This is a genomic window from Saccharibacillus brassicae (genome assembly GCF_006542275.1).
Classification (GTDB): Bacteria; Bacillota; Bacilli; order Paenibacillales; family Paenibacillaceae; genus Saccharibacillus; species Saccharibacillus brassicae.
Window position 1 is genome coordinate 883583 of record NZ_CP041217.1, and the last position, 19556, is coordinate 903138.

A 19556-nucleotide genomic window follows, 5' to 3' on the forward strand; every position below is an offset into this window, starting at 1 on the left:
AAAAACGCTTATTCGAACCTACTTGGAGATGTCCACGAACCCTTCGCCGAACACGTCGCGCACGTCGTGAATCGTCACGAACGCGTCTTTGTCCGCCTGCTTCACGATCTTTTTGAGTTGGGAGACTTCCTGCTTGCTGATGACGATATACAGCACTTCCTTGGCTTCTTTTGTGTAAAAGCCGTGGCCCGACAGCACCGTGACGCCGCGGTCCATGATCGTGTTCACCTGCTCGGCGATCATGTGCTGGTGCTTGGAGATGATCATGACCGCCTTTTTCGGATTCAGGCCTTCGATAATGAAGTCCATCACCTTCGTGCCGACGTACAGCAACACGATCGTGAACATGAAGTTCTCCACTTGGATCACGAGCAGCGAAGCGACCGCGACGACGACGTCGAAGAACAGCAGGCCGTAGCTGATATTCCAGTCCAGGTATTTGTTCGCCAGCCGGGCCAGAATGACCGTGCCGGCCGTCGTGCCGCCCACGCGCACGATCATGCCGATTCCGATACCCGCGAAGATGCCGGCGAAGATCGCATTGACCGTCTTTTCCGTGGAATGGATATCCCAGCTCTCGGTCAAATGCAGAAACAGCGAGTTGAAGCCGACCGCAAGGATTGTATAAATAATCGTTTTCTTATCCAAAAAGCGATAGCCGACCACCAGCAAAATCGAGTTGATGATCAGGTTGACCAGGCCCGGAGACCATTGAAAAGCGTAAAACAAAATAATCGTCACGCCGGTCACGCCGCCTTCGCCGAAGTCGTTCGGAATGACGAACAGATTGACCGCCAACGCAAAAATGAACGCGCCGAGCGCTATAAACGCGATATCCGCAGCCGTTTTGGCTACCCTCTTTTTTTCCATGGTTCGTATTCCCGTCCTTTTCCGGCATTTCTCCCGCCGCGCCGCCCGTTTGCGGCAGACCGGCGCGCATGCAATCCCCTCATTCTATCCCATGCAAAAAAGGACCGTCAACCTGCATTTTCCCGGGGAAAATGCGGAATTCGGTCCTTCCTGCATACTTATTCGAAAACGCTGTAATTCAAGCCCGACCGGCCGCCGTTTCCGCCGCCTCGCCGGGCGGCTTCCCCGCTGCCTGCGGCCGGTCTCCTCGCTTAGTCGTTCCGGTCTGCCGCCGGACGTTCTTCCAACGCGACAGCCGACGATTTGGACGCTTTCTCCGCTTCCAGCTTCGCTGCGATTTGCGCTTCGCTCGGCCCTTTGCCGCCGGTCAGATTCTGGATCATCTGCTCCAGATCGAGCCCCGATACGCTTTTGAGCATTTCCGGCGCGGTCGCCATCAGCTCGGTCACGTAGCCGCTGACGCGCGAAGCGCCGCCGCCTTCGCCCCGGCCCGTATCGACGACCGTAATCTTGTCGATAGACGCGATCGGCTCGGCGATCTTGCCGGCAAGTTCCGGCAGCATGTTGACGATGACGTCGAGAATCGCCGCTTCGCCGTAATGCTTGAACGCTTCCGCCAGCTTCTCCTTCGCTTCGGCTTCCGCCGCACCGCGCAGGCGGATGACTTCCGCGTCGGCCGTACCGCGGGCAAGTTCCGCGTCGGCGGAAGCGATGCCGTCGAGCCGCTTCTGTTCGGCGGACGCTTTGGCCTGCGTTTCGATCGAATATTGAAGCGCATCGGCTTCGCGCATCCGGCGCGCTTTGTCCGCTTCGGCGGCCACTTCGACCGCATAGCGGTCGGCGTCTGCCTTTTTCTTCACTTCGGCATCGTAATGCTTCTGGCGAATCTGGATTTCTTTTTCCTGCAGATCGATCTCGCGGTCTTTGCGGACCAGCTCGACTCTCATCTGCTCTTCGACCGCAACCTGCTTGGCACGCGCTTCCTGGATATGATACGCCTGGTCGGCGTCGGCTTTGGCCGTATCCTGATCGCGCTTGAATGCGGCAACCTTCAATTCTTTTTCTTTTTGCCCTTCGGCAATGTTTGTATCCCGGATCAGCTCCGCTTTTTGCCCTTCTTCTTCGGCGCGGGCTTTCTGAATCCGGGAATCCCGGATCGCTTCGGCTTCGGCGATTTCGGCGTCGCGCTTGACCGCGGCGATCCGCGGCTTACCCAGCGATTCGAGGTAGCCGTGCTTGTCGCGCACATCCTTGATCGTGAACGAGACGATCTGCAGCCCCATCTTCTTGAGGTCGCGGGCCGCGACGCTTTGCACTTCCTGCGCGAAACGGTCGCGGTTGCGGTACATCTCTTCGACGGTCATGGAGCCGAGAATCGACCGCAGATGGCCTTCGAGCACTTCCTGGGCTTCCGATTTGAGCGATTCGATCGGCTTGCCCATATACTGCTCGGCCGCCGTCGCCACGTCTTCCGTCGAGCTGCCGATCTTGATGATCGCCACGCCGTCGGCCAGAACCGGAACGCCCTGCTCGGTGTACACTTCCGGCGTCGACACGTCGAGTTTGTGCGACAGCAGCGACAGATATTCGGCTTTTTGGAAAATCGGCAGGATAAAAGCGCCCCCGCCGCGTACGATCTTGATTTTGCGTCCGGCTTCGTCGTCGGCGATATTCTTCGCACCGAGGAACGAACCGGTCACTACCATCGCCTCATCCGTGCTGACCGTCTTGTAACGGGCCCAAAACGCGAGACCCAGTACGAGCAGCACGGCTATGACGATGCCCGGTATCAACAGATAATCCGGCACCTGATCAAAAATGTTCATTTTACTCCAACCCCTTTTCCGTTTTTTCGAGTTCGCAGACGCCCAGCGTCCCGTCTTCGATATCGATGACGACAACCCTTACCCCTGCCGGAATCCACGCTCCGTCGAAGCTGAATGCGGTGTGCAGCGTATTGCCCGAGCCGCCCATGCCGACCAGCACTTCGCCGTAGCCTTTTTCCGGTACGGGTACGGTCACTTCGCCGATCCGGCCCGTCAGGTCCTTCATCGAATATCCGACGGAATTTTCGCTGCCCCGCATCGGCTTGACGTAGCCCAGATAGAGCAGCAGACCGGAAGCCAGCGCGCACAGCACCGCAGCCGATACGCTCAACACAGGCGTCAGTCCCGCATACCGTTCGATCAAAATGCCGGCCCCGCCGAACACGGTCACCATACCGGCCAGCACGATCGGCTGCAGGAACTCGAACGACACCGCATCGAATATTCCGCCCAGCGCGTCGCCGATCCAGTCCCCGAACACGACGCTGATCAACGCAAACATGACGCCTCCCGCCAGACAACCGAAATATAGCGCTTCCATACGCGTTTCCCTCCTTCCGTATTGAAGGTGCCCTACCCGGAAAGTGGACCGCGAGCCTTGTCGATCGGACGACGGCTTTTCCGGGTAAGTCTATGATTACATACGTTTGATTGATAATTCGGTTTCAATATTTGCAAAAAAATATATGATTCTCCTTCTAGCGAGATACTTGTGCTAAAATTCCCAACCCTGCTGCACCTCGGCTTTCCTGCGGCTCCAACCCGAAAAAAGCAAAAAAAGCCCGGTCCGAAGGAAAGATCCCTCCGGGCCGGGCTGTGATTCTCGTCGCGGCTTCCTGCTACAAAACGATCGCTTACAGCGAAGCTTTGTAGATCGCCACGACGTCTTCGCGCTGCAGCTTGTTGAAGTTGCCGAACGGGCCGAACTTCATCGCTTTGTCGGCCATTTCCTCGATACGGCTGCCGTCGATCTCGTAATCGGCCAGCGTGCTTGGCGCGCCGATCGAGTTCCAGAAGCTTCTCAGCGCTTCGATGCCTTCGAGGCCGACTTCTTCGGCGGATTTGCCGGAAGCGTCGATGCCGAATACGTTGACGGCGAGCTTCTTGAAGCGCTCCGGATCCACATGCAGGCTGTGCTTCATCCAGTTCGGGAACAGGATGGACAGGCCGCCGCCGTGCGGAATGTCGTAGATGGCGGATACGGCGTGCTCGACGTTATGCGTCGCCCAGTCGCCGGTGCTGCCCATGCTCAGAACGCCGTTCAGCGCCATCGTGCCGCTGTACATGACGGTCTCGCGCAGCTCGTAGTTCTCCAGATCGTTGACGAGCGCAGGTCCCGCTTCGATCACGGCGCGCAGCACGGACTCGCAGAAGCCGTCCTGTACCGGCGTATTGCTGTCCAGATGGAAATACGTCTCCAGCACGTGCGACATCATGTCGACCACGCCGTAGACCGTCTGGTCTTTGGGCAGGGAATACGTGAACTCCGGATCGAGAATCGAGAACGTCGGGAACGAATGCGCGCTGCCCCAGCCGAGCTTCTCCATCGTCTCTTCGTTCGTGATGACGGACCCGCTGTTCATCTCGGAACCGGTCGCGGCCATCGTCAGCACGACGCCGAGCGGCAGGCCGGCTTGGGCGACCGCTTTGCGTTCCGCGAAGTCCCACATGTCGCCGTCGTATTTCGCGCCGACCGCGATCGCTTTGGCGCAGTCGATTACGCTGCCGCCGCCGACGGCGAGGATCAGGTCGATGTTTTCGTTTTTGCACAGATCGACGCCTTTGTGCACCGTCGACAGACGCGGGTTCGGCTCGACGCCTGCCAGTTCCACGACGTTCGAACCGGTCTCCTTCAGCAGGGCCGTTACGCTGTCGTACAGGCCGGAGCGCTTGATGCTGCCTCCGCCGTAGACGAGCAGAATGTTTTTGCCGTACTGCGGAACGAGTGTTTTGAGCTGCTCCAGTTGGCCTTTGCCGAAAATAAGACGGGTCGGATTATAGAAAGTGAAAGATTTCATGAGTGAGTGTTACCCCTTTCTTTTGATAAGCATGTATTGATTATATACCAAGTCCGCGCGAAAACAAAAAGAGCGGCCGCATCGTGCGATGCGGCCGCTCTTTTTCTTCAAGCTGCGGCGGTGTCCGCGTGGTGCGAACGACCGGCGATCAGGCGTCTGTCTGCTTCCAGCCGAAGCTTGCGACGAAGCGGAAAAACGCTTCGCGGCCCGCGGCGTCGGTCTTGTACACGCCGGCATGGCCGAGAATCTCGGTGAACTTCGCGCCCACTTCGAGGCGGATCAGGTCGAGCGCCGCTTCGGGGCTCAGCGCGGAGCCGCCGCGTTCGATCATCGAACGCACCCACGGCAGATGCTGGGCAAGCGGATGATGAGCGTCGCTCTCCGCCGCGGCCAGCAGCGCGGAATCGCCGCTGAGAATCCGGCCGATCTGGTCCAGTTCGTCTTTGAGACGACCCGGCAGAATCGCCAGACCCATCACTTCGATCAGGCCGATATTTTCTTTTTTGACATGGTGCATTTCGCGGTGCGGGTGGAAAATGCCTTCCGGATGACGTTCGTCCGTCCGGTTGTTGCGCAGCACCAGATCGAGCTCGTACGCGCCTTCGCGGCGGCGGACGATCGGCGTCACCGTGTTATGCCGCACGCTCTCGCCGTTCTTGTCGCTCGACGCGAGCACGTCGACGCTTGCGTCGCTGTACGTTTTCCACGTCTCGTAAATGTCGTTCGCCGCTTCCAGCAGTTCGCCCTGATCGCTGCCGGACAAACGCACGACCGACATCGGCCAGCGGACGATCGACAGCTTCACGGACGGGTAGTGGTCATGCGCGAAGACCGCTTCGGTCACGGCGCGTTCGATCGCGAACGTATGCTTGCCGCCCTGGAAATGGTCGTGCGTCAGGATCGAACCGCCGACGATCGGCAGGTCGGCGTTCGAGCCGAGGAAATAATGCGGGAACCGGTCGGTGAACTGCAGCAGCCGGCGCAGCGTGTCCTTCGTCAGCTTCATCGGCACATGGTCGCGGTGCAGGACGATGCAGTGTTCGTTGTAGTAGACGTAAGGCGAATACTGGAACAGCCACGGCTCGTCGTTCAGCGTGAGCGGAATGACACGCAGGTTCTGGCGCGCCGGATGGTTGATCCGGCCCGCATAGCCGACGTTCTCGCGGCAGAGCTGGCATTTCGGGTAGACCGGAGGCGGCAGCAGCCGCGCCTGGGCGATCTCTTCCGACGTTTTCTCCGGCTTGGACAGATTGATCGTGATCTCGATCGGCCCGAAGTCCGACTCATGCGTCCAATAGAGGTTTTTGGCGACCCGGTCCATGCGGATATAGTTGGAATCGATACACCATTTATAGAAACGGTCCGTCGCCGCCGAGATGCCGCCTTCCTGCTCCGCCGCGAGGAAATCGCGGGTCACTTCCGACGGGCGCGCGAGCAGCAGGCCCATCAGCTTGCTGTCGAGCAGATCGCGCTGCGTGTCCGTATTCTCCGGAATCATTCCGGTCTGCGCCGCGTAATCGATCAGCGCGTCGAGCATCGGCTGCGGGCCTGCCGGCAGTTCCTCGCCGGGCGCGTCGCCGCCGGCGTAAGGCTCGTCGAATCCGAACTGCTCCAGCAGCCGGTTGCGTCCGTAATCTTCGTCGGCCGCTTCCAGCAGCCCTTCCCGCAGCGAGAACGCGGTCAGGCGATCGATCGCCCGCAGCGCTTCTTCGCGGGACACGGGTCCGTCAGACGAACCCGTGGCGGCGCGCCGCGTGCTGCCGGACGGCTGAACGTCGCCCGGACGTTCGCCCGCCGCTCCTTGCTGTACTCCGTTTTTCAACTGTTCGCTCATAAAAGGCTGCCCCCGTTATCGATCTCGTTTTTTAGTCGTTATAGCCGTCCGGACGCGATTGGTGCCAGTTCCAGGCGCTGGAGATGATCGTCTCGATATTTTCGCGCGCCGGGCTCCAGCCGAGCACGGTACGCGCTTTGTGCGACGAAGCGATCAGGATCGCCGGGTCGCCGGCGCGGCGCGGTTCGGTTTTGACCGGAATTTCCTTGCCCGTGACGCGGCGCGCCGTTTCGATGATCTCGCGCACGGAGAAACCGCTGCCGCTGCCGAGGTTGAACACGTCGCTCGCCCCGTCGTTTTTGAGATAGTCGATTGCGCGCAGATGGGCATCCGCCAGGTCGCTGACATGCAGGTAGTCGCGCACGCAGGTGCCGTCTTCCGTCGGGTAATCTTCGCCGAAGACGGAAATGTGCGAACGCTGTCCGAGCGCCGTCTGCAGCACGATCGGGATCAGATGCGTCTCCGGACGGTGGTCTTCGCCGATCTTGCCGCTGTCATGCGCGCCGGCCGCGTTAAAGTAGCGCAGAGCGACGTAGCGGACATTCAGCACGCGATCGTACCAGCGGATCATGCGTTCCATCATCAGCTTCGTTTCGCCGTAGACGTTCGTCGGCTCGGTGCGGTCCGTTTCTTCGATCGGCGTCTTCTCCGGTTCGCCGTAAGTCGCCGCCGTGGACGAGAAGACGATCCGGCGCACATTCGCCTCGTTCATCGCTTCGAGCAGGCAGAGCGTGCCGTACATATTGTTGTCGTAGTATTTGCCGGGATTTTCCATGCTTTCGCCGACCAGCGAATTCGCCGCGAAATGGATGACGCCTTCGATCTCATTTTCCGCAAACAATTTCTTCAGCAGTTCCTTGTCGCGCAGATCGCCTTCGTACAGCTTGCCGCCCAGCAGCGCGTCCCGATGACCCGTCTGCAAATTGTCGATAACCACCACTTCTTCGCCGCGTTCGAGCAGAGCCGCCACAGTATGCGAACCGATATAACCGGCACCGCCGGTAACCAAAATTGCCATTGTTAATTCCTCCTTGGATGATAAACGTTTTTTTTGAAAAGAAAACCGAGCTGCCGTCCTTGCCCTGAAAATCAGTTTGCGCCGAGTTCTTCCACGCCTTCGCCTACGCCGCAGACGTAAAATTCGCCTTCGAGGCCGGTGCGCGCCGTGTACCGTTCGCCGACTTCGGCCACGAAACGTTCCACGTCGTCTTCGTGGACCAGCGATACGGTGCAGCCGCCGAAGCCCGCCCCGGTCATGCGTGCGCCGAGCGTACCCGGGATGCGGCGCGCTTCCTCGACCATGACGTCGAGTTCTTCGCAGCTCACTTCGTACAGGTCGCGCAGCGAGTCATGGGACAGGTTCATCAGGCGGCCGAATTCCTGCAGATCGTTCGCCGTGAGCGCTTCGACCGAAGCCAGCACGCGGGCATTCTCTTCGATGACGTGCTGCGCGCGATTGCGCACCGTCTCGTCGGTCAGGGCGGACTTGAAGTCTTCGAACTGCGAAGGCGTCAGCTCGGCCAGGTAGTTGAGATCGGCTTTGCAGCTTCGGAGACGTTCCAGCGCTTGCGTGCACTGCTCCCGGCGCTCGTTGTATTTGGAGTCGACCAGACCGCGGCGCTTGTTCGTATTGCCGATCACAAGCTTGTAGCTGCCCGTCTGAAAAGGAACGTGCTTGTATTCCAGCGTGTCGCACATGAGCAGAATCGCATGGTCCCGTTTGCCGTTGGCGACCGCGAACTGATCCATGATGCCGCAGTTGACGCCGACGAAGTTGTTCTCCGCCGCCTGCGACAGCAGGGCGATCTCGACCGTGTCGCGCTCGTAGCCGCCCATCGACAGCAGCGCGTAGCCGGTGACGACTTCGATCGAAGCGGACGACGAGAGGCCGGCTCCGTTCGGGATTTCGCCGTGGTACAGCAGTTCGAAGCCCCGGGAGACCGGGTAGCCGCGCTGCGCCAGCTCGACCATGACGCCGACCGGATAGTCGGTCCAGGCTCCGGTGCGGTTCAGCCCGATCTCGTCGACCTTGATCTGCGCTTCTTCCGGCAGATTGCTCGACGCGAGACTGATCAGGCCGTCGGCACGTTCGCGAATGACGAGCGTCGTGCCGAATTCCAGCGCCGCCGGCAGCACGTAACCGCCGTTGTAGTCGATATGCTCGCCGATCAGGTTCACGCGTCCCGGGGCATGGAACACGCGCGGTTCGATGTCGGAAGGTCCGAATTTTTCCATAAACATTTGCTTGATTTGTTCGGTATTCACTGTGCGATCACCTCATGGGTTGATTTGTCTGTCTGTGCTCTAAGTATAAAAGATAGCGTTCTTCTTGATAATGCACCGATGTGCGGACTGCATGGACTTATATGACTTTCATCCCGGCAGCGGTTATACTGGAACCCAGCTTGGCATTCAGGAAAGCGAGGAACGTCCATGACCGTAACCCACCCCCCGGCCGCGCAGCCGCCCGCCTTCTCCTACTCTGTCGCGCCGAATCCGATCTACGACGACAAAGGCATGCTGTACGTCCTGTTCGCCGGCGAGAGCCAGACGCTGCCCGAACACAAGATCGGGCCGAAGATCTACGATTATTTCCTGCTGCATATCGTGGAAGAAGGCCGGGGCGTCTTCGTGCACGACGGGCAGCCTTACGAGCTGGAAGCCGGCGACGCGTTTTTGATCCGGCCCGGCCGGCTCGTCAGCTACGCCGCCGATCCGCTGCATCCGTGGCGCTACCGCTGGATCTCTTTTGCCGGCCCGCTCGCCGAAGAAGCGGTGCACGCGGCGGGGCTGACGCCCCAACATCCCGTATTCCGCCCGGCCGCCGTATCGGACATTCCGCGCCTGCTGTCCGATACGCTGGAATCGTTCCGGTCGAGACGGGCGGGCGCGCATCTGGCTTCGCTCGGCTATCTGTACCTGATTCTGGCCGCGGCCGAAGACGTCGTGCGCGGCGATTCGGCGCTGCCCGCCGCCGATACGGCCGGCAGTCTGGCGGTCAAGCAGATGATCCGCTACATGACCGATCAGTATGCCCATCCCGTCTCGATCGAAGACATGTGCCAGAGCCTCGGGTACAACCGGGCTTATCTGTCGCGCCTGTTCAAGCAGGATACGGGCGTCGCCCCGGTCACCTACCTGCTGCGGCTGCGTATCGACAAAGCGCGCGGACTGCTGCGCGAACGGCCCGATCTGTCGATCCAGCAGATCGCGTCTTCGGTCGGGCTGACCGACCCGCTCTATTTCTCGCGCCAGTTCCAGCGGCTGCACGGACAGTCTCCGACCGCGTACCGGGAATCGGTGCTCGGCCGGCCGTGAATCCGTTCGCTGGCCGCGCAAAAGCCCCCTCCCTAAATTAACCGCAGCGCGGCGGCAGAACCTTCGCCCGGCAAGAAACGGTTTGCCGGGAAGAGGTTGGAACAGGCGAAACGTGCCGGCATGAAGCCGTGCGGCCGCCTTGAAGCCGCCGGGGAGGCTCGGGTACGTGCAGATAAGGGCGCAGGTACAAGTGCTGGTGCTGGTGCAGGTACAAACGTAGGTACAAGGGCAAATAAAAGCATAGGTGCAGATATAAGCTCAGGTACAAGCGCAAGTACAAGCGTAGATGCAGATATAGGCTCAGGTACAGGCACGGGCACGAGCTTCAGGTGTTCGAAACCGTGTCCGGGCGGAAGCGGCGCTCCCCGGCACGGCAAAACCCCCGAATCTTCCGCGCAAATGGCGGAGATTCGGGGTTTTCGCTTTTGATTTGGCCGGAATACGGCGGTCGTTCATGTTCTTGCAAGATGTCGGCTTGGCCGCCTACCCGCTGCCGCCTCTTGTTCCGGCTCTTGTTACTGTTCGGTTTCCGTTTTGAGGATCTTCTCGATCCGCTCCAGTTCTTCGGCGGAAAATTCGAGCTGCTGCAGCGTCTCGATATTTTCCTCGATCTGGCCGACGCGGCTCGCGCCGATCAGTACGGACGTCACGCGCTCGCCGCGCAGCACCCAGGCCAGCGCGAACTGGGCCAGGCTCTGCCCGCGCGCGACCGCCATCTGGTTGAGCGCGCGCACGCGGCGCATCGCTTCCGGCGTAATCTGCGTCTGGTTCAGGAACGGGGAAGCGCTCGCCGCGCGAGAATCTTCCGGAATCCCGTTCAGGTATTTGTTCGTCAGCAGGCCCTGCGCCAGCGGGCTGAACGCGATGCTGCCGACGCCGCTCTCGTCGAGCACGTCCTGCAGGCCGTGCTCGATCCAGCGGTTCATCATCGAATAGCTCGGCTGATGGATCGTGAGCGGCGTGCCGAGATCTTTGAGAATCGCGACCGCTTCGCGGGTCTGTTCCGCCGAATAGTTGGACACGCCTATGTACAGCGCTTTGCCGGAACGAACGATATGGTCGAGCGCTCCCATCGTTTCTTCGAGCGGCGTATCGGGGTCCGGGCGGTGATGGTAGAAAATATCGACGTAATCCAGCCCCAGCCGCTTGAGGCTCTGATCCAGGCTCGACACGAGATATTTGCGCGAACCCCATTCGCCGTAAGGGCCGGGCCACATATGGTAGCCGGCTTTGGTCGAGACGATCAGTTCGTCTCGGTAAGCTCTAAGATCGGTTGACAGCATACGGCCGAACATTTCTTCGGCCGATCCCGGCGGCGGTCCGTAATTGTTCGCCAGGTCAAAATGCGTAATGCCGAGATCGAACGCGCGGTGCACGATGCCGCGTCCGTTCTCGTAAGCGTCGACGCCGCCGAAATTATGCCATAATCCGAGCGAGATCGCGGGAAGCTTCAGTCCCGACCGCCCGCTGCGGTTATATTTCATGTGGTCGTAGCGTTCTCCGCTCGCCTTGTATTCCATCGTTTGTCTCCATCCTTTCGTTTCGAACTTGCTTCCATCTTATCGCCGGGTGTGCCGCTTGGCAAGAAAACGATTACAACTTTTCCTTATCCGTCTTCACACGTATCCGAGCGCTTGGCGCACGCTCTGCGCGATCGTCCCCATCGGTTCCGTGAAGCGCAGGTCGGCATGGCTGTCGTACGGAGTCGGCGTCCGGTTCAGCAGCGCCAGGCGGCCCCCGTCGAACATGCCGACGAGGCTCGCCGCCGGCTGGACGGTCAGCGAAGTGCCGCCGACCAGCATCAGGTCCGCCGCTTCGATCGCGGCCGCCGCGGCTTCTAGCACGCTGGTCTCCAGCATCTCGCCGTAGAGCACGACGTTCGGCTTGAGCATGCCGCCGCACGCCGCGCAGCGGGGAATGCCGACGCTGTGCATGACCGCTTCCAGCCCGTAGGTTGCTCCGCACGACAGGCAGGTATTGCGCAGCACGGAACCGTGCAGCTCCAGCACGTTGACGCTGCCCGCTTTTTGATGCAGGCCGTCGATATTTTGCGTAATGACCGCGCCAAGCTGGCCGCTCTCTTCAAGCTCCGCCAACAACCGATGCATGTCGTTCGGCTGCGCGTCTTCGTACACCATCCGTTTGCGGTAGAACTCGTAGAACGTACCCGGCTGCCGGGCGAAAAATTCCCGGCTCAGCATTTCTTCCGGCGGGTAGGGAAACTCGTCGTCCCCGCTTTCGTACAGTCCGCCCGCCGACCGAAAATCGGGAATGCCGCTTTCGGTCGACGTACCGGCTCCGCCGAAAAACACGATCCGCTTCGCTTCCCCGATCCACTCCGCCAACATCTTCGCTTGATCTTGGACCATCCTGTTCTCCTCCTTCGTCTTCGCATCGATGTCTTCCATATGCCCTGCGCGTCCTGCGTGCGTCCTTCGCCGCTAAATGCCAGTCAGGCGCGGGGCACGATCCCCAATTCGGCGTAGCTGCCGATCACGGCGTCGGCCCCCGCCAGATGCAGGCGCGATCCGCCGCCCGGCGCGATCCCGATCGCCAGCGCGGCGCCCGCCCGGCGCGCCATCTCCAGATCGGCGCCGCCGTCGCCGATCACGATCGCGCGCCCCGGCTCCGTGCCGAGACTCCGGCACGCCTGCAGGGCCAGATCGGGCGCCGGCTTGCCCGCGTCGACCCCGTCCCGCCCGTGGACGGAATCGAACAGGCCGTCCAGCCCGGCCCAGTGCAAATGCCGGACCGCCGCTTCCGTCGTATCCGACGTCACGACGGCCAGCTTGAGCCCGGCCTGCCGCGCCTCGCGGAGCAGGCTCTCCAGGCCGGGCAGCGGCCGCACCGGCCGTTCGCGGGCAAGGCGCTCCTCCGCTGCCGCGGCAAAGCCGCGTACGGCGTCCACGCTGTCATGCCACGGCATGCCCGCTCCGTAGAGCTGCCAGGCGAGCACGCCGGTCAGTTCCTCCGCGGTGGCAAGCGCAAGCGGCCCTCCGCGATCATAATCGGCGATCCGGCCGTCCGGGCCCAACACGACGCCGAAAGCCTGTTCGGCGCTGCCTGTCCAGCCGCCGCCCGCCGCTTGCAGCGCGGCTTCGGTCTGCTGCAGCAGGTCGTCGGCCCAGCGGCCCCACAATTCCATGAAATCGAGCAGCGTGCCGTCTTTGTCGAACAGGAGCGCTTCGCACTCGAATGTACGGCCTCCGACTGTCAGAAAAGCCATGCCTGTTCCTCCTTCCCGGCGGGACTGCGTTTACACACAAATCCGCCAATCGACGGCTGTAGATCGCAAGCCGGGTCCGCCGGCTTCGTTCGTCTGCCGCTTCTTCTTTTCATTATTTCGTTATTCCGTTGTTGCGTTATTTCATTAGTCGCGTGATCTCGTCATGTCGATATTTCAGTATGGCGTTATTTCGCCGCCTGCACAGGCTTGATCCCGTCCAGCCACGCCGCGAGCAGCGTCACGGTCTGCTCCCGCTGCTCCGCGCCGGAGATCGAAGCCGGACCGTCGCCGCCCTGCTCGCCGTAGCTGCCGAACTGGCCGTGGTTGCCGCCTTTGATCTCTTCGTGCCGGGCGTCGGCCGGCAGGTAAGCCCGGCCGGTCTCGTAGCTTTCGCGGTTCAGCACTTCGTCGCCCGAAGCGGTAATCGACAGCGCCGGCATCGACGTGCCGGACAGGTCGCCTTTGCTTTCCGCATAGGAAGCGAGGAAGAAGATACCCGCGATGTCAGTCTTGTGCTCCGCCGCATACCGGGCCGCGAACGGGCCGCCGAGCGAATGGCCGCCGATGACGAAACGCTCGTCCGGATAAGCGTCAACTATTTTGCCCGCTTCATTTTGGCCAAGAAAAGCGAAATTCAGCGGCATTTTGGCAATAAACACATGCCGGCCGGTCTCCGCCAGTTCGCGGGCGAACGCCGCGTAAGCTTCCGCTTTCACCCGGCCTCCCGGATAGAAAATGACGCCCGGCTGCTTGACCGTGCCTGCCGCTTCCGTCTCGATCGGTTCGAACTCGATCCAGTCATCCGTCTGCGATACGGCTACAACATCGTCGCCCTGCAGCGCCGCCCGCGCTTCCGCGGAAGGCCCGTAAGGCGTACTGACGTACACGACGGCCGCGGCGATCAGCACCAGCACGATCACGAGCAGGATCGGCAGCCACTTTTTTCTTTTTTTGCGGTATGGCCCTCCCCCGCTTCGTTTCGGCGTTCCTTTTCGTTTCCCGCTTTCGAACGCCCGGATCGGCGATCTGTCTCCCGTTAACATCTTACGTCCTCCTTACGATTCGTTGGCTGTCCTCGTCCCATTATAAAGAAACGCCTCCTCCCCAGCAAAGCATCCTGCCGAAAAGTCGACACAAAAAAAGCCCGCGCCTTCCGAATCCGGAAAAAGCTTGCGGGCTTGCGGATGTTCCTTCTGTTGGAGAAGCCCGCGGCTTAGACACTTTTCGCTTGACGGTACGCTTCGGCGTACTGCGCCGCTTTCTCGCGCACCTTGTTCATGTCGCCGGTCTTCAGCGCTTCGCTGGTCAGGTCGGAACCGATGCCGACCGCCACCGCACCCGCCGCGATCCATTCGCCGAGGTTGGACACGGACACGCCGCCTGTCGGCATGAGATTGGCCTGCGGAACCGGTCCTTTGAACGTTTTGATGATCGAAGGATCGAACATATTTCCCGGGAAAAGTTTCATGACGTCGGCGCCCAATTCCAGCCCTTTGAGCAGCTCGGCGATTGTGACGACGCCCGGCATGATCGGAATGCGGTACATGTTGCACAGCTTGACCGTCTCTTCGTTCAGGGAAGGCGAGACGACAAAATGCGAACCCGCCATGATAGCCATACGCGCCGTATGCGGCTCCAGCACGGTACCCGCGCCAATGACCGCGAACCGGTCCGAATCGATCGGCTCGTCCGGGCTGTACTTGGCGCTCAGGCGCTCGATCGCTTGAAGCGCGTTCGGTACGGTCATCGTGACTTCGATGACTTTGACGCCGCCCGCAATCGCCTGCTCGGCCATTTCGACGACCTGATCGGGAGAATCCCCGCGCAGGACTGCCACGACGCCGCAATCGAGGATACGCTGCAGCACTTTGATCTTTTTCATCAATGATTCATTCCTCTCCGCTTATGTCCGTTTGCGGCAGTCCGGCCGACCTTCTTTCAGGCAAGCCAGGTACGTTTTTCCGCCGCCGTGTACTCGCTTTCATTGTGGGGCAAACACTTTTGCGGTGTCAATGCAAAAAACGGAAAAGAACCAATAACAACCTGCTTTTCGCAAAAAACGAAGCGATAAAGCGAAAAAGGGTGAAAATCTGCGAAAAAATGAAAATAGCCGCAGACCGCGCCGCTGCAAGGATTTGGAAAGAAATCCGGCCCGAGACGGGGCTTTTTGAAGCTTGCTCGGCGTTTCATCGCAAAAAGGCGGTGGTAAATAGTTTGTGCACGCGGCAATAACAACTACTGAGGAGTGATTGAGATGACAAACAGTCAGTCGAGCAACAAGAAAATGAGTCGCGAGGAAGCCGGACGTATGGGTGGAGAAGCTACGGCCAAGAAACACAGCCGGGAATTCTATCAGGAAATCGGACGCAAGGGCGGCAAAGCTACAGCCAAGTCGCACAGCCGGGAATTCTACCAGGAAATCGGCCGCAAAGGCGGAGAAGCCACTTCCAACTCGCACGACAAAGATTTTTATCGGGAAATCGGCCGCAAAGGCGGACAAAAGTAATCCGCAGCCTACGCGGTTTGCCGAACAACCCTTCAACTCCCTCGCGCGCGCCAAGCGAAAGAGCCGAAACCTTGTATGATCAGCGTGTTCGGCTCTTTCGCCTGGGCGCGCTTTTTCGGCATGTCCGGGCCTGAATTCCCCCCGTTCGGGTCCGGCCTTCGCCGGCTTCCAAGCGCCCGGTCCGATTTTGTTTCTGTACGCTGGATAAAAAGGACATCCTGTGTTAGAATATTTAGAAAATTTAGCTTCTTTTTTTTGCGCTGCAAGCTTTGGCCGTTAACCGCGCTAAAGCAGCGCGCCAATATACCGTTGTGGGGGGAAAGACAGTATGGCACCTAAAAAAATGCGTTCCGATATGATCAAAAAAGGATTCGACCGCGCGCCGCACCGCAGTCTGCTGCGTGCAGCCGGCGTCAAGGAAGAAGATTTCGGCAAACCGTTTATCGCGGTCTGCAATTCGTATATCGATATCGTGCCGGGTCATGTGCATCTGCAGGAATTCGGCAAAATCGTCAAAGACGCGATCCGCGAAGCGGGCGGCGTTCCGTTCGAATTCAATACGATCGGTGTCGACGACGGCATCGCCATGGGCCATATCGGCATGCGCTATTCCCTGCCCAGCCGCGAGATCATCGCCGACTCCGTCGAGACGGTCGTCTCCGCGCACTGGTTCGACGGTATGGTCTGCATCCCGAACTGCGACAAGATCACGCCGGGCATGCTCATGGGCGCGCTGCGCGTCAACATCCCGACGCTGTTCGTCAGCGGCGGACCGATGAAAGCCGGCAAAGACAAAAACGGCCGCTCCATCTCGCTGACTTCGGTCTTCGAAGGCGTCGGCGCGCACCAGGTCGGCAAGATCGACGACCAGACGCTGCTGGAACTCGAACAGTTCGGCTGTCCGACCTGCGGATCGTGCTCGGGCATGTTCACGGCCAACTCCATGAACTGTCTGGCCGAAGCGCTGGGCCTTGCCATGCCGGGCAACGGCACGATTCTGGCCGTCGCTCCCGAACGCCGCGAGTTCGTCCGCCAGTCCGCGACCCAGCTCATGGAACTGATCAAACTCGACCTGAAGCCGCGCGATATCGTGACGGTCGAAGCGATCGACAACGCGTTCGCGCTCGATATGGCGATGGGCGGTTCGACGAACACCGTGCTGCACACGCTCGCCCTCGCGCAGGAAGCCGGCATCGAATATCCGATCGAACGCATCAACGAAGTGGCCAACCGCGTGCCGCATCTGGCCAAGCTGGCTCCGGCGTCCGATTGGCATATCGAAGACGTGCATAACGCCGGCGGCGTCAGCGCCGTGCTGAACGAACTGCTCAAGAAGCCGGGCGCGCTGCATGCGGACCGGATCACGGTCACGGGCAAAACGATCCGCGAGAACGTGGAAGGCCAGGAGATCCAGAACACGGAAGTCATCCACAAGATCGACAACCCGCATTCCGAGCGCGGCGGCCTCGCCGTCCTGTTCGGCAACCTGGCTCCGGAAGGCGCGATCATCAAGGTTGGCGCGGTCGACGCTTCGGTCGGCGGCTACCACAAAGGGCCGGCGATCTGCTTCGATTCGCAGGAAGAAGCGCTTGAAGGCATCGCCAAAGGCCGCGTGCAGGAAGGCCACGTCGTCGTGATCCGCTACGAAGGACCCAAAGGCGGACCCGGCATGCCGGAAATGCTCGCTCCGACGTCGCAAATCGTCGGCATGGGGCTCGGCGCCAAAGTCGGGCTGATCACGGACGGCCGCTTCTCCGGCGCCTCCCGCGGCATCAGTATCGGCCATATCTCGCCGGAAGCGGCCGAAGGCGGTCCGATCGCTTTCGTCGAAGAAGGCGACATGATCGAACTGGACCTGAACAACCGCACGATCCAGCTGGAGATCAGCGAAGAAGAATTCGCCGCGCGCCGCGCGAACTGGAAAGGCTTCGAACCGAAAGTGAAAACCGGTTACCTCGCCCGCTACTCCAAGCTGGTCACCAATGCCAGCATGGGCGGCATCATGAAGATTTGATTTCCGGACTCGCTGCGCGTGCGGACAAGCCCGCGTAACGCGCATACCGCACACATACCGATAGACACATACGGACAGACGAAAAAGGACTTCGATTCCCGCCGCAAGGCGGATGTCGAAGTCCTTTTTCGATACTTACGAGACGCGTAAAGCGCGGCCGCGCGATTGCGGCGGCCGCCTGCATCGACGCGGCGCGGCCGTTAGCGCAAAGCGGCCGCTTCGGCGGGCGTGCCGTCGGAGCGGACCGCCGCGGCGGCCGGTTCCGGCTGCGCGTCTGCCGCTGCCGCAGATTCCCGTTCCACCGCTGCGGGACCGGTCTCGCTGCGCGCGGCCGTGCGGCGGTTTTTGCGTTTGTCCGCTTTGAAATCGCGGGTGAGCATCACTTCCATCGGCATCACCATGATCTTGGGCACGAGGAATTCGCTCTGTTCCTGCAGCCGCGCGCTGCCCGACGGGTGCATCGCCCAGAGCAGCAGCTTCAAGTACAGGCGGGTCGCCCGCGCGAACAGTCCGTCCGGCAGGTCGTGCACCTGAAATCCGAACTGTTCCGGTCCCCGGTTGATCATGCTTACCGCGTAGACCGCTTTGGCTTCGCGCAGATCCGGGTCCCGGCGGATATGGTCGGCGATGCCGGGGAAGCTTTGTTCCGTCCCCCGGATCATCAGAATCGCCAGCTGCACCGCCGAGCGGGAACGGCTGCCGAACTCGAACAGCATCTTGTTGTCAAAATGCAGCTCCACGATCGCGTCGCCGGCATTCAGCAGCCTCCCTTCGCCGAGATCAAGCGTTTTGCCCGAGTAGCGTGTTTTGCGGAAATGGTACAGCGGCGCGTTCTCGGCTTCCTGCAGCCGGAACATGAAGCGGAAGCCCCGTTCGTACAGCAGCCAAGCGCCGACCAGCCCTTTTTTGAGCGGAGAAATTTTGCCCATTTCTTTGACACCCGCTTTCTTCGTCGTTTCCATCAGCCGTTCGATCGTTACGCTGCTGAGTCCCTGGGCGTAAGCTTCTTCCAGAAAACGCTCCAGCGCGCGCAGCATATTTTCCGGCGCTTTGTCGTTCGCTCCGAGCGTCGCGCCGCAGTCGTGCAGCACGAGCACTTCGCCGCCGCGCATTTTGCGGCGCAGCCGCTTGAGCAGCCGTTCTTCGCCGAGGCGCTTGCGCCAGTCGCCGAATATACCCGACCAGAGCACCAGCTTCAGCTCATGCCGCCCGACGAGGTCGAACAGGTTCACGATGCCCCACGGCGGACGATAATAAATGGCGCGCTGCCCGGTGACCCGCTCGATCACTTCGTTCGTCCGGTTCACCTGCTTGCGCACGGAACCCGGCCGCATCAGCCAGTTGGTCCGGTGGACATAGTTGTGGATACCGATGGCATGGCCTTCGGCCTGCATCCGGCGAAGCAGTTCGGGGTGCTGCGCCGCATGCGAACCCACAACAAAAAACGTGGCTTTCGCCCCGTATCGTTTCAATAAATCGAGCAGCTGCGCCGTGTAACGGGGGTCCGGTCCGTCATCGAACGTCAGCGCGAGTTCCGTCCCGCTTTTCCCTTTGCGAAAAGCCCGGAAACCGAAAATCCGGCTGATCAACCCCGGAATGAACGCATAAAAGGAAGAGAGGTAAAAAAGCCATATCAGCAAAGTCGTTTCCATTTCCGCGCTCCGTTTCTTCATCCAAATAAATTCGAGCCACTCTATTCGAGCAAAAGTCCGGTTCGTCTATTGCTCTTCATGCCATCACTTTATTTTATCATAGCTCCTTCTCGAATCAATGCCCAAATACGGACTATCCCCATACGCCTTCCCGGCGCTGGCCGAGCCCGGAATGAAGGTTGCATGAAGGGCTCTCCCCTGCCGTTTTAACGTCTGCCGCTCCGGGTATATGGTTTGCGTATGCCCTATTATTTGTAAGTCTTTGGAACAGGCCGCATCCATTATCCGAACG

The 19556-nt window shown here is 60.3% G+C and carries 17 protein-coding genes; 3 read left to right on the forward strand and 14 right to left on the reverse strand.

The features are described 5' to 3' along the window. Positions 1-18: 18 nt before the first annotated feature. The 7 genes from FFV09_RS03530 to FFV09_RS03560 form a co-directional block, all read right to left on the reverse strand. Entirely contained in the window at positions 19-870 is an 852-nt protein-coding gene (locus tag FFV09_RS03530; protein ID WP_141446398.1) for a YitT family protein, read from the reverse strand. 251 nt (positions 871-1121) lie between these two features. Then, positions 1122-2696: a flotillin lipid rafts scaffold protein FloT gene (locus tag FFV09_RS03535; protein ID WP_170314922.1), complete on the reverse strand. Its 1575-nt coding sequence runs from the start codon at positions 2694-2696 to the stop codon at positions 1122-1124. A gap of 1 nt (position 2697) precedes the next feature. Then, complete coding sequence (locus FFV09_RS03540) at positions 2698-3237, reverse strand: NfeD family protein (RefSeq protein WP_141446399.1); 540 nt, start codon at positions 3235-3237, stop codon at positions 2698-2700. A 313-nt stretch (positions 3238-3550) separates the two neighbouring features. Beyond that, complete coding sequence (locus tag FFV09_RS03545; protein WP_141446400.1) at positions 3551-4714, reverse strand: iron-containing alcohol dehydrogenase; 1164 nt, start codon at positions 4712-4714, stop codon at positions 3551-3553. A gap of 148 nt (positions 4715-4862) precedes the next feature. Then, the gene (locus tag FFV09_RS03550; RefSeq protein ID WP_141446401.1) at positions 4863-6548 is read right to left on the reverse strand and encodes a UDP-glucose--hexose-1-phosphate uridylyltransferase; all 1686 of its coding nucleotides are present in this window, start codon (positions 6546-6548) and stop codon (positions 4863-4865) included. A gap of 31 nt (positions 6549-6579) precedes the next feature. Next, positions 6580-7566, reverse strand: coding sequence for a UDP-glucose 4-epimerase GalE (gene galE / locus FFV09_RS03555; RefSeq protein WP_141446402.1), 987 nt, complete (start codon positions 7564-7566; stop codon positions 6580-6582). A 71-nt stretch (positions 7567-7637) separates the two neighbouring features. Continuing rightward, entirely contained in the window at positions 7638-8813 is a 1176-nt protein-coding gene (locus FFV09_RS03560; RefSeq protein WP_141446403.1) for a galactokinase, read from the reverse strand. A gap of 168 nt (positions 8814-8981) precedes the next feature. Here FFV09_RS03560 and FFV09_RS03565 point away from each other — a divergent pair, with 168 nt between their 5' ends. Continuing rightward, positions 8982-9866 (forward strand): AraC family transcriptional regulator, encoded by an 885-nt coding sequence (locus tag FFV09_RS03565; RefSeq protein WP_141446404.1) that lies wholly within the window; start codon positions 8982-8984, stop codon positions 9864-9866. 515 nt (positions 9867-10381) lie between these two features. Here the strand turns inward: FFV09_RS03565 and mgrA are convergent. The 6 genes from mgrA to FFV09_RS23945 form a co-directional block, all read right to left on the reverse strand. Continuing rightward, positions 10382-11386, reverse strand: a complete 1005-nt coding sequence (mgrA, locus tag FFV09_RS03570) for an L-glyceraldehyde 3-phosphate reductase (RefSeq protein ID WP_141446405.1) — start codon at positions 11384-11386, stop codon at positions 10382-10384. Between the two features lie 96 nt (positions 11387-11482). Further along, a complete protein-coding gene (locus tag FFV09_RS03575; RefSeq protein ID WP_141446406.1) occupies positions 11483-12235 on the reverse strand; it encodes an NAD-dependent protein deacylase in 753 nt (250 codons plus the stop codon). A gap of 83 nt (positions 12236-12318) precedes the next feature. Then, entirely contained in the window at positions 12319-13092 is a 774-nt protein-coding gene (locus tag FFV09_RS03580; RefSeq protein ID WP_141446407.1) for an HAD family hydrolase, read from the reverse strand. A 185-nt stretch (positions 13093-13277) separates the two neighbouring features. Continuing rightward, positions 13278-14135: an alpha/beta fold hydrolase gene (locus FFV09_RS03585; RefSeq protein ID WP_141446408.1), complete on the reverse strand. Its 858-nt coding sequence runs from the start codon at positions 14133-14135 to the stop codon at positions 13278-13280. A 170-nt stretch (positions 14136-14305) separates the two neighbouring features. Then, positions 14306-14974: a bifunctional 2-keto-4-hydroxyglutarate aldolase/2-keto-3-deoxy-6-phosphogluconate aldolase gene (locus FFV09_RS03590; RefSeq protein ID WP_141446409.1), complete on the reverse strand. Its 669-nt coding sequence runs from the start codon at positions 14972-14974 to the stop codon at positions 14306-14308. A gap of 56 nt (positions 14975-15030) precedes the next feature. After that, positions 15031-15321 carry a hypothetical protein gene (locus tag FFV09_RS23945; protein ID WP_141446410.1) on the reverse strand — a complete coding sequence of 97 codons (291 nt, stop codon included), beginning with the start codon at positions 15319-15321 and terminating at the stop codon, positions 15031-15033. Positions 15322-15346: 25 nt separating this feature from the next. Between FFV09_RS23945 and FFV09_RS03600 the strand changes: the two genes are divergently transcribed. Both FFV09_RS03600 and ilvD read left to right on the forward strand, forming a co-directional pair. Continuing rightward, positions 15347-15598, forward strand: a complete 252-nt coding sequence (locus FFV09_RS03600) for a KGG domain-containing protein (RefSeq protein WP_141446411.1) — start codon at positions 15347-15349, stop codon at positions 15596-15598. A gap of 328 nt (positions 15599-15926) precedes the next feature. Continuing rightward, the gene (gene ilvD, locus FFV09_RS03605) at positions 15927-17612 is read left to right on the forward strand and encodes a dihydroxy-acid dehydratase (RefSeq protein ID WP_141446412.1); all 1686 of its coding nucleotides are present in this window, start codon (positions 15927-15929) and stop codon (positions 17610-17612) included. Positions 17613-17812: 200 nt separating this feature from the next. Here ilvD and FFV09_RS03610 read toward each other — a convergent pair whose 3' ends face one another. After that, entirely contained in the window at positions 17813-19264 is a 1452-nt protein-coding gene (locus FFV09_RS03610; RefSeq protein ID WP_141446413.1) for a polysaccharide deacetylase family protein, read from the reverse strand. Positions 19265-19556 lie beyond the last annotated feature (292 nt).

Coding starts and splice junctions, on each gene's coding strand:
- mgrA (WP_141446405.1), bottom strand. CDS start 11,386: ATGGAATACAAGGCGAGCGGAGAACGCTACGACCACATGAAATATAAC.
- FFV09_RS03610 (WP_141446413.1), bottom strand. CDS start 19,264: ATGGAAACGACTTTGCTGATATGGCTTTTTTACCTCTCTTCCTTTTAT.
- FFV09_RS03550 (WP_141446401.1), bottom strand. CDS start 6,548: ATGAGCGAACAGTTGAAAAACGGAGTACAGCAAGGAGCGGCGGGCGAA.
- FFV09_RS03535 (WP_170314922.1), bottom strand. CDS start 2,696: ATGAACATTTTTGATCAGGTGCCGGATTATCTGTTGATACCGGGCATC.
- FFV09_RS03530 (WP_141446398.1), bottom strand. CDS start 870: ATGGAAAAAAAGAGGGTAGCCAAAACGGCTGCGGATATCGCGTTTATA.
- FFV09_RS03600 (WP_141446411.1), top strand. CDS start 15,347: ATGACAAACAGTCAGTCGAGCAACAAGAAAATGAGTCGCGAGGAAGCC.
- FFV09_RS03540 (WP_141446399.1), bottom strand. CDS start 3,237: ATGGAAGCGCTATATTTCGGTTGTCTGGCGGGAGGCGTCATGTTTGCG.
- FFV09_RS03575 (WP_141446406.1), bottom strand. CDS start 12,235: ATGGTCCAAGATCAAGCGAAGATGTTGGCGGAGTGGATCGGGGAAGCG.
- FFV09_RS03545 (WP_141446400.1), bottom strand. CDS start 4,714: ATGAAATCTTTCACTTTCTATAATCCGACCCGTCTTATTTTCGGCAAA.
- ilvD (WP_141446412.1), top strand. CDS start 15,927: ATGGCACCTAAAAAAATGCGTTCCGATATGATCAAAAAAGGATTCGAC.
- FFV09_RS03585 (WP_141446408.1), bottom strand. CDS start 14,135: ATGTTAACGGGAGACAGATCGCCGATCCGGGCGTTCGAAAGCGGGAAA.
- FFV09_RS03590 (WP_141446409.1), bottom strand. CDS start 14,974: ATGAAAAAGATCAAAGTGCTGCAGCGTATCCTCGATTGCGGCGTCGTG.
- FFV09_RS03580 (WP_141446407.1), bottom strand. CDS start 13,092: ATGGCTTTTCTGACAGTCGGAGGCCGTACATTCGAGTGCGAAGCGCTC.
- galE (WP_141446402.1), bottom strand. CDS start 7,566: ATGGCAATTTTGGTTACCGGCGGTGCCGGTTATATCGGTTCGCATACT.
- FFV09_RS03565 (WP_141446404.1), top strand. CDS start 8,982: ATGACCGTAACCCACCCCCCGGCCGCGCAGCCGCCCGCCTTCTCCTAC.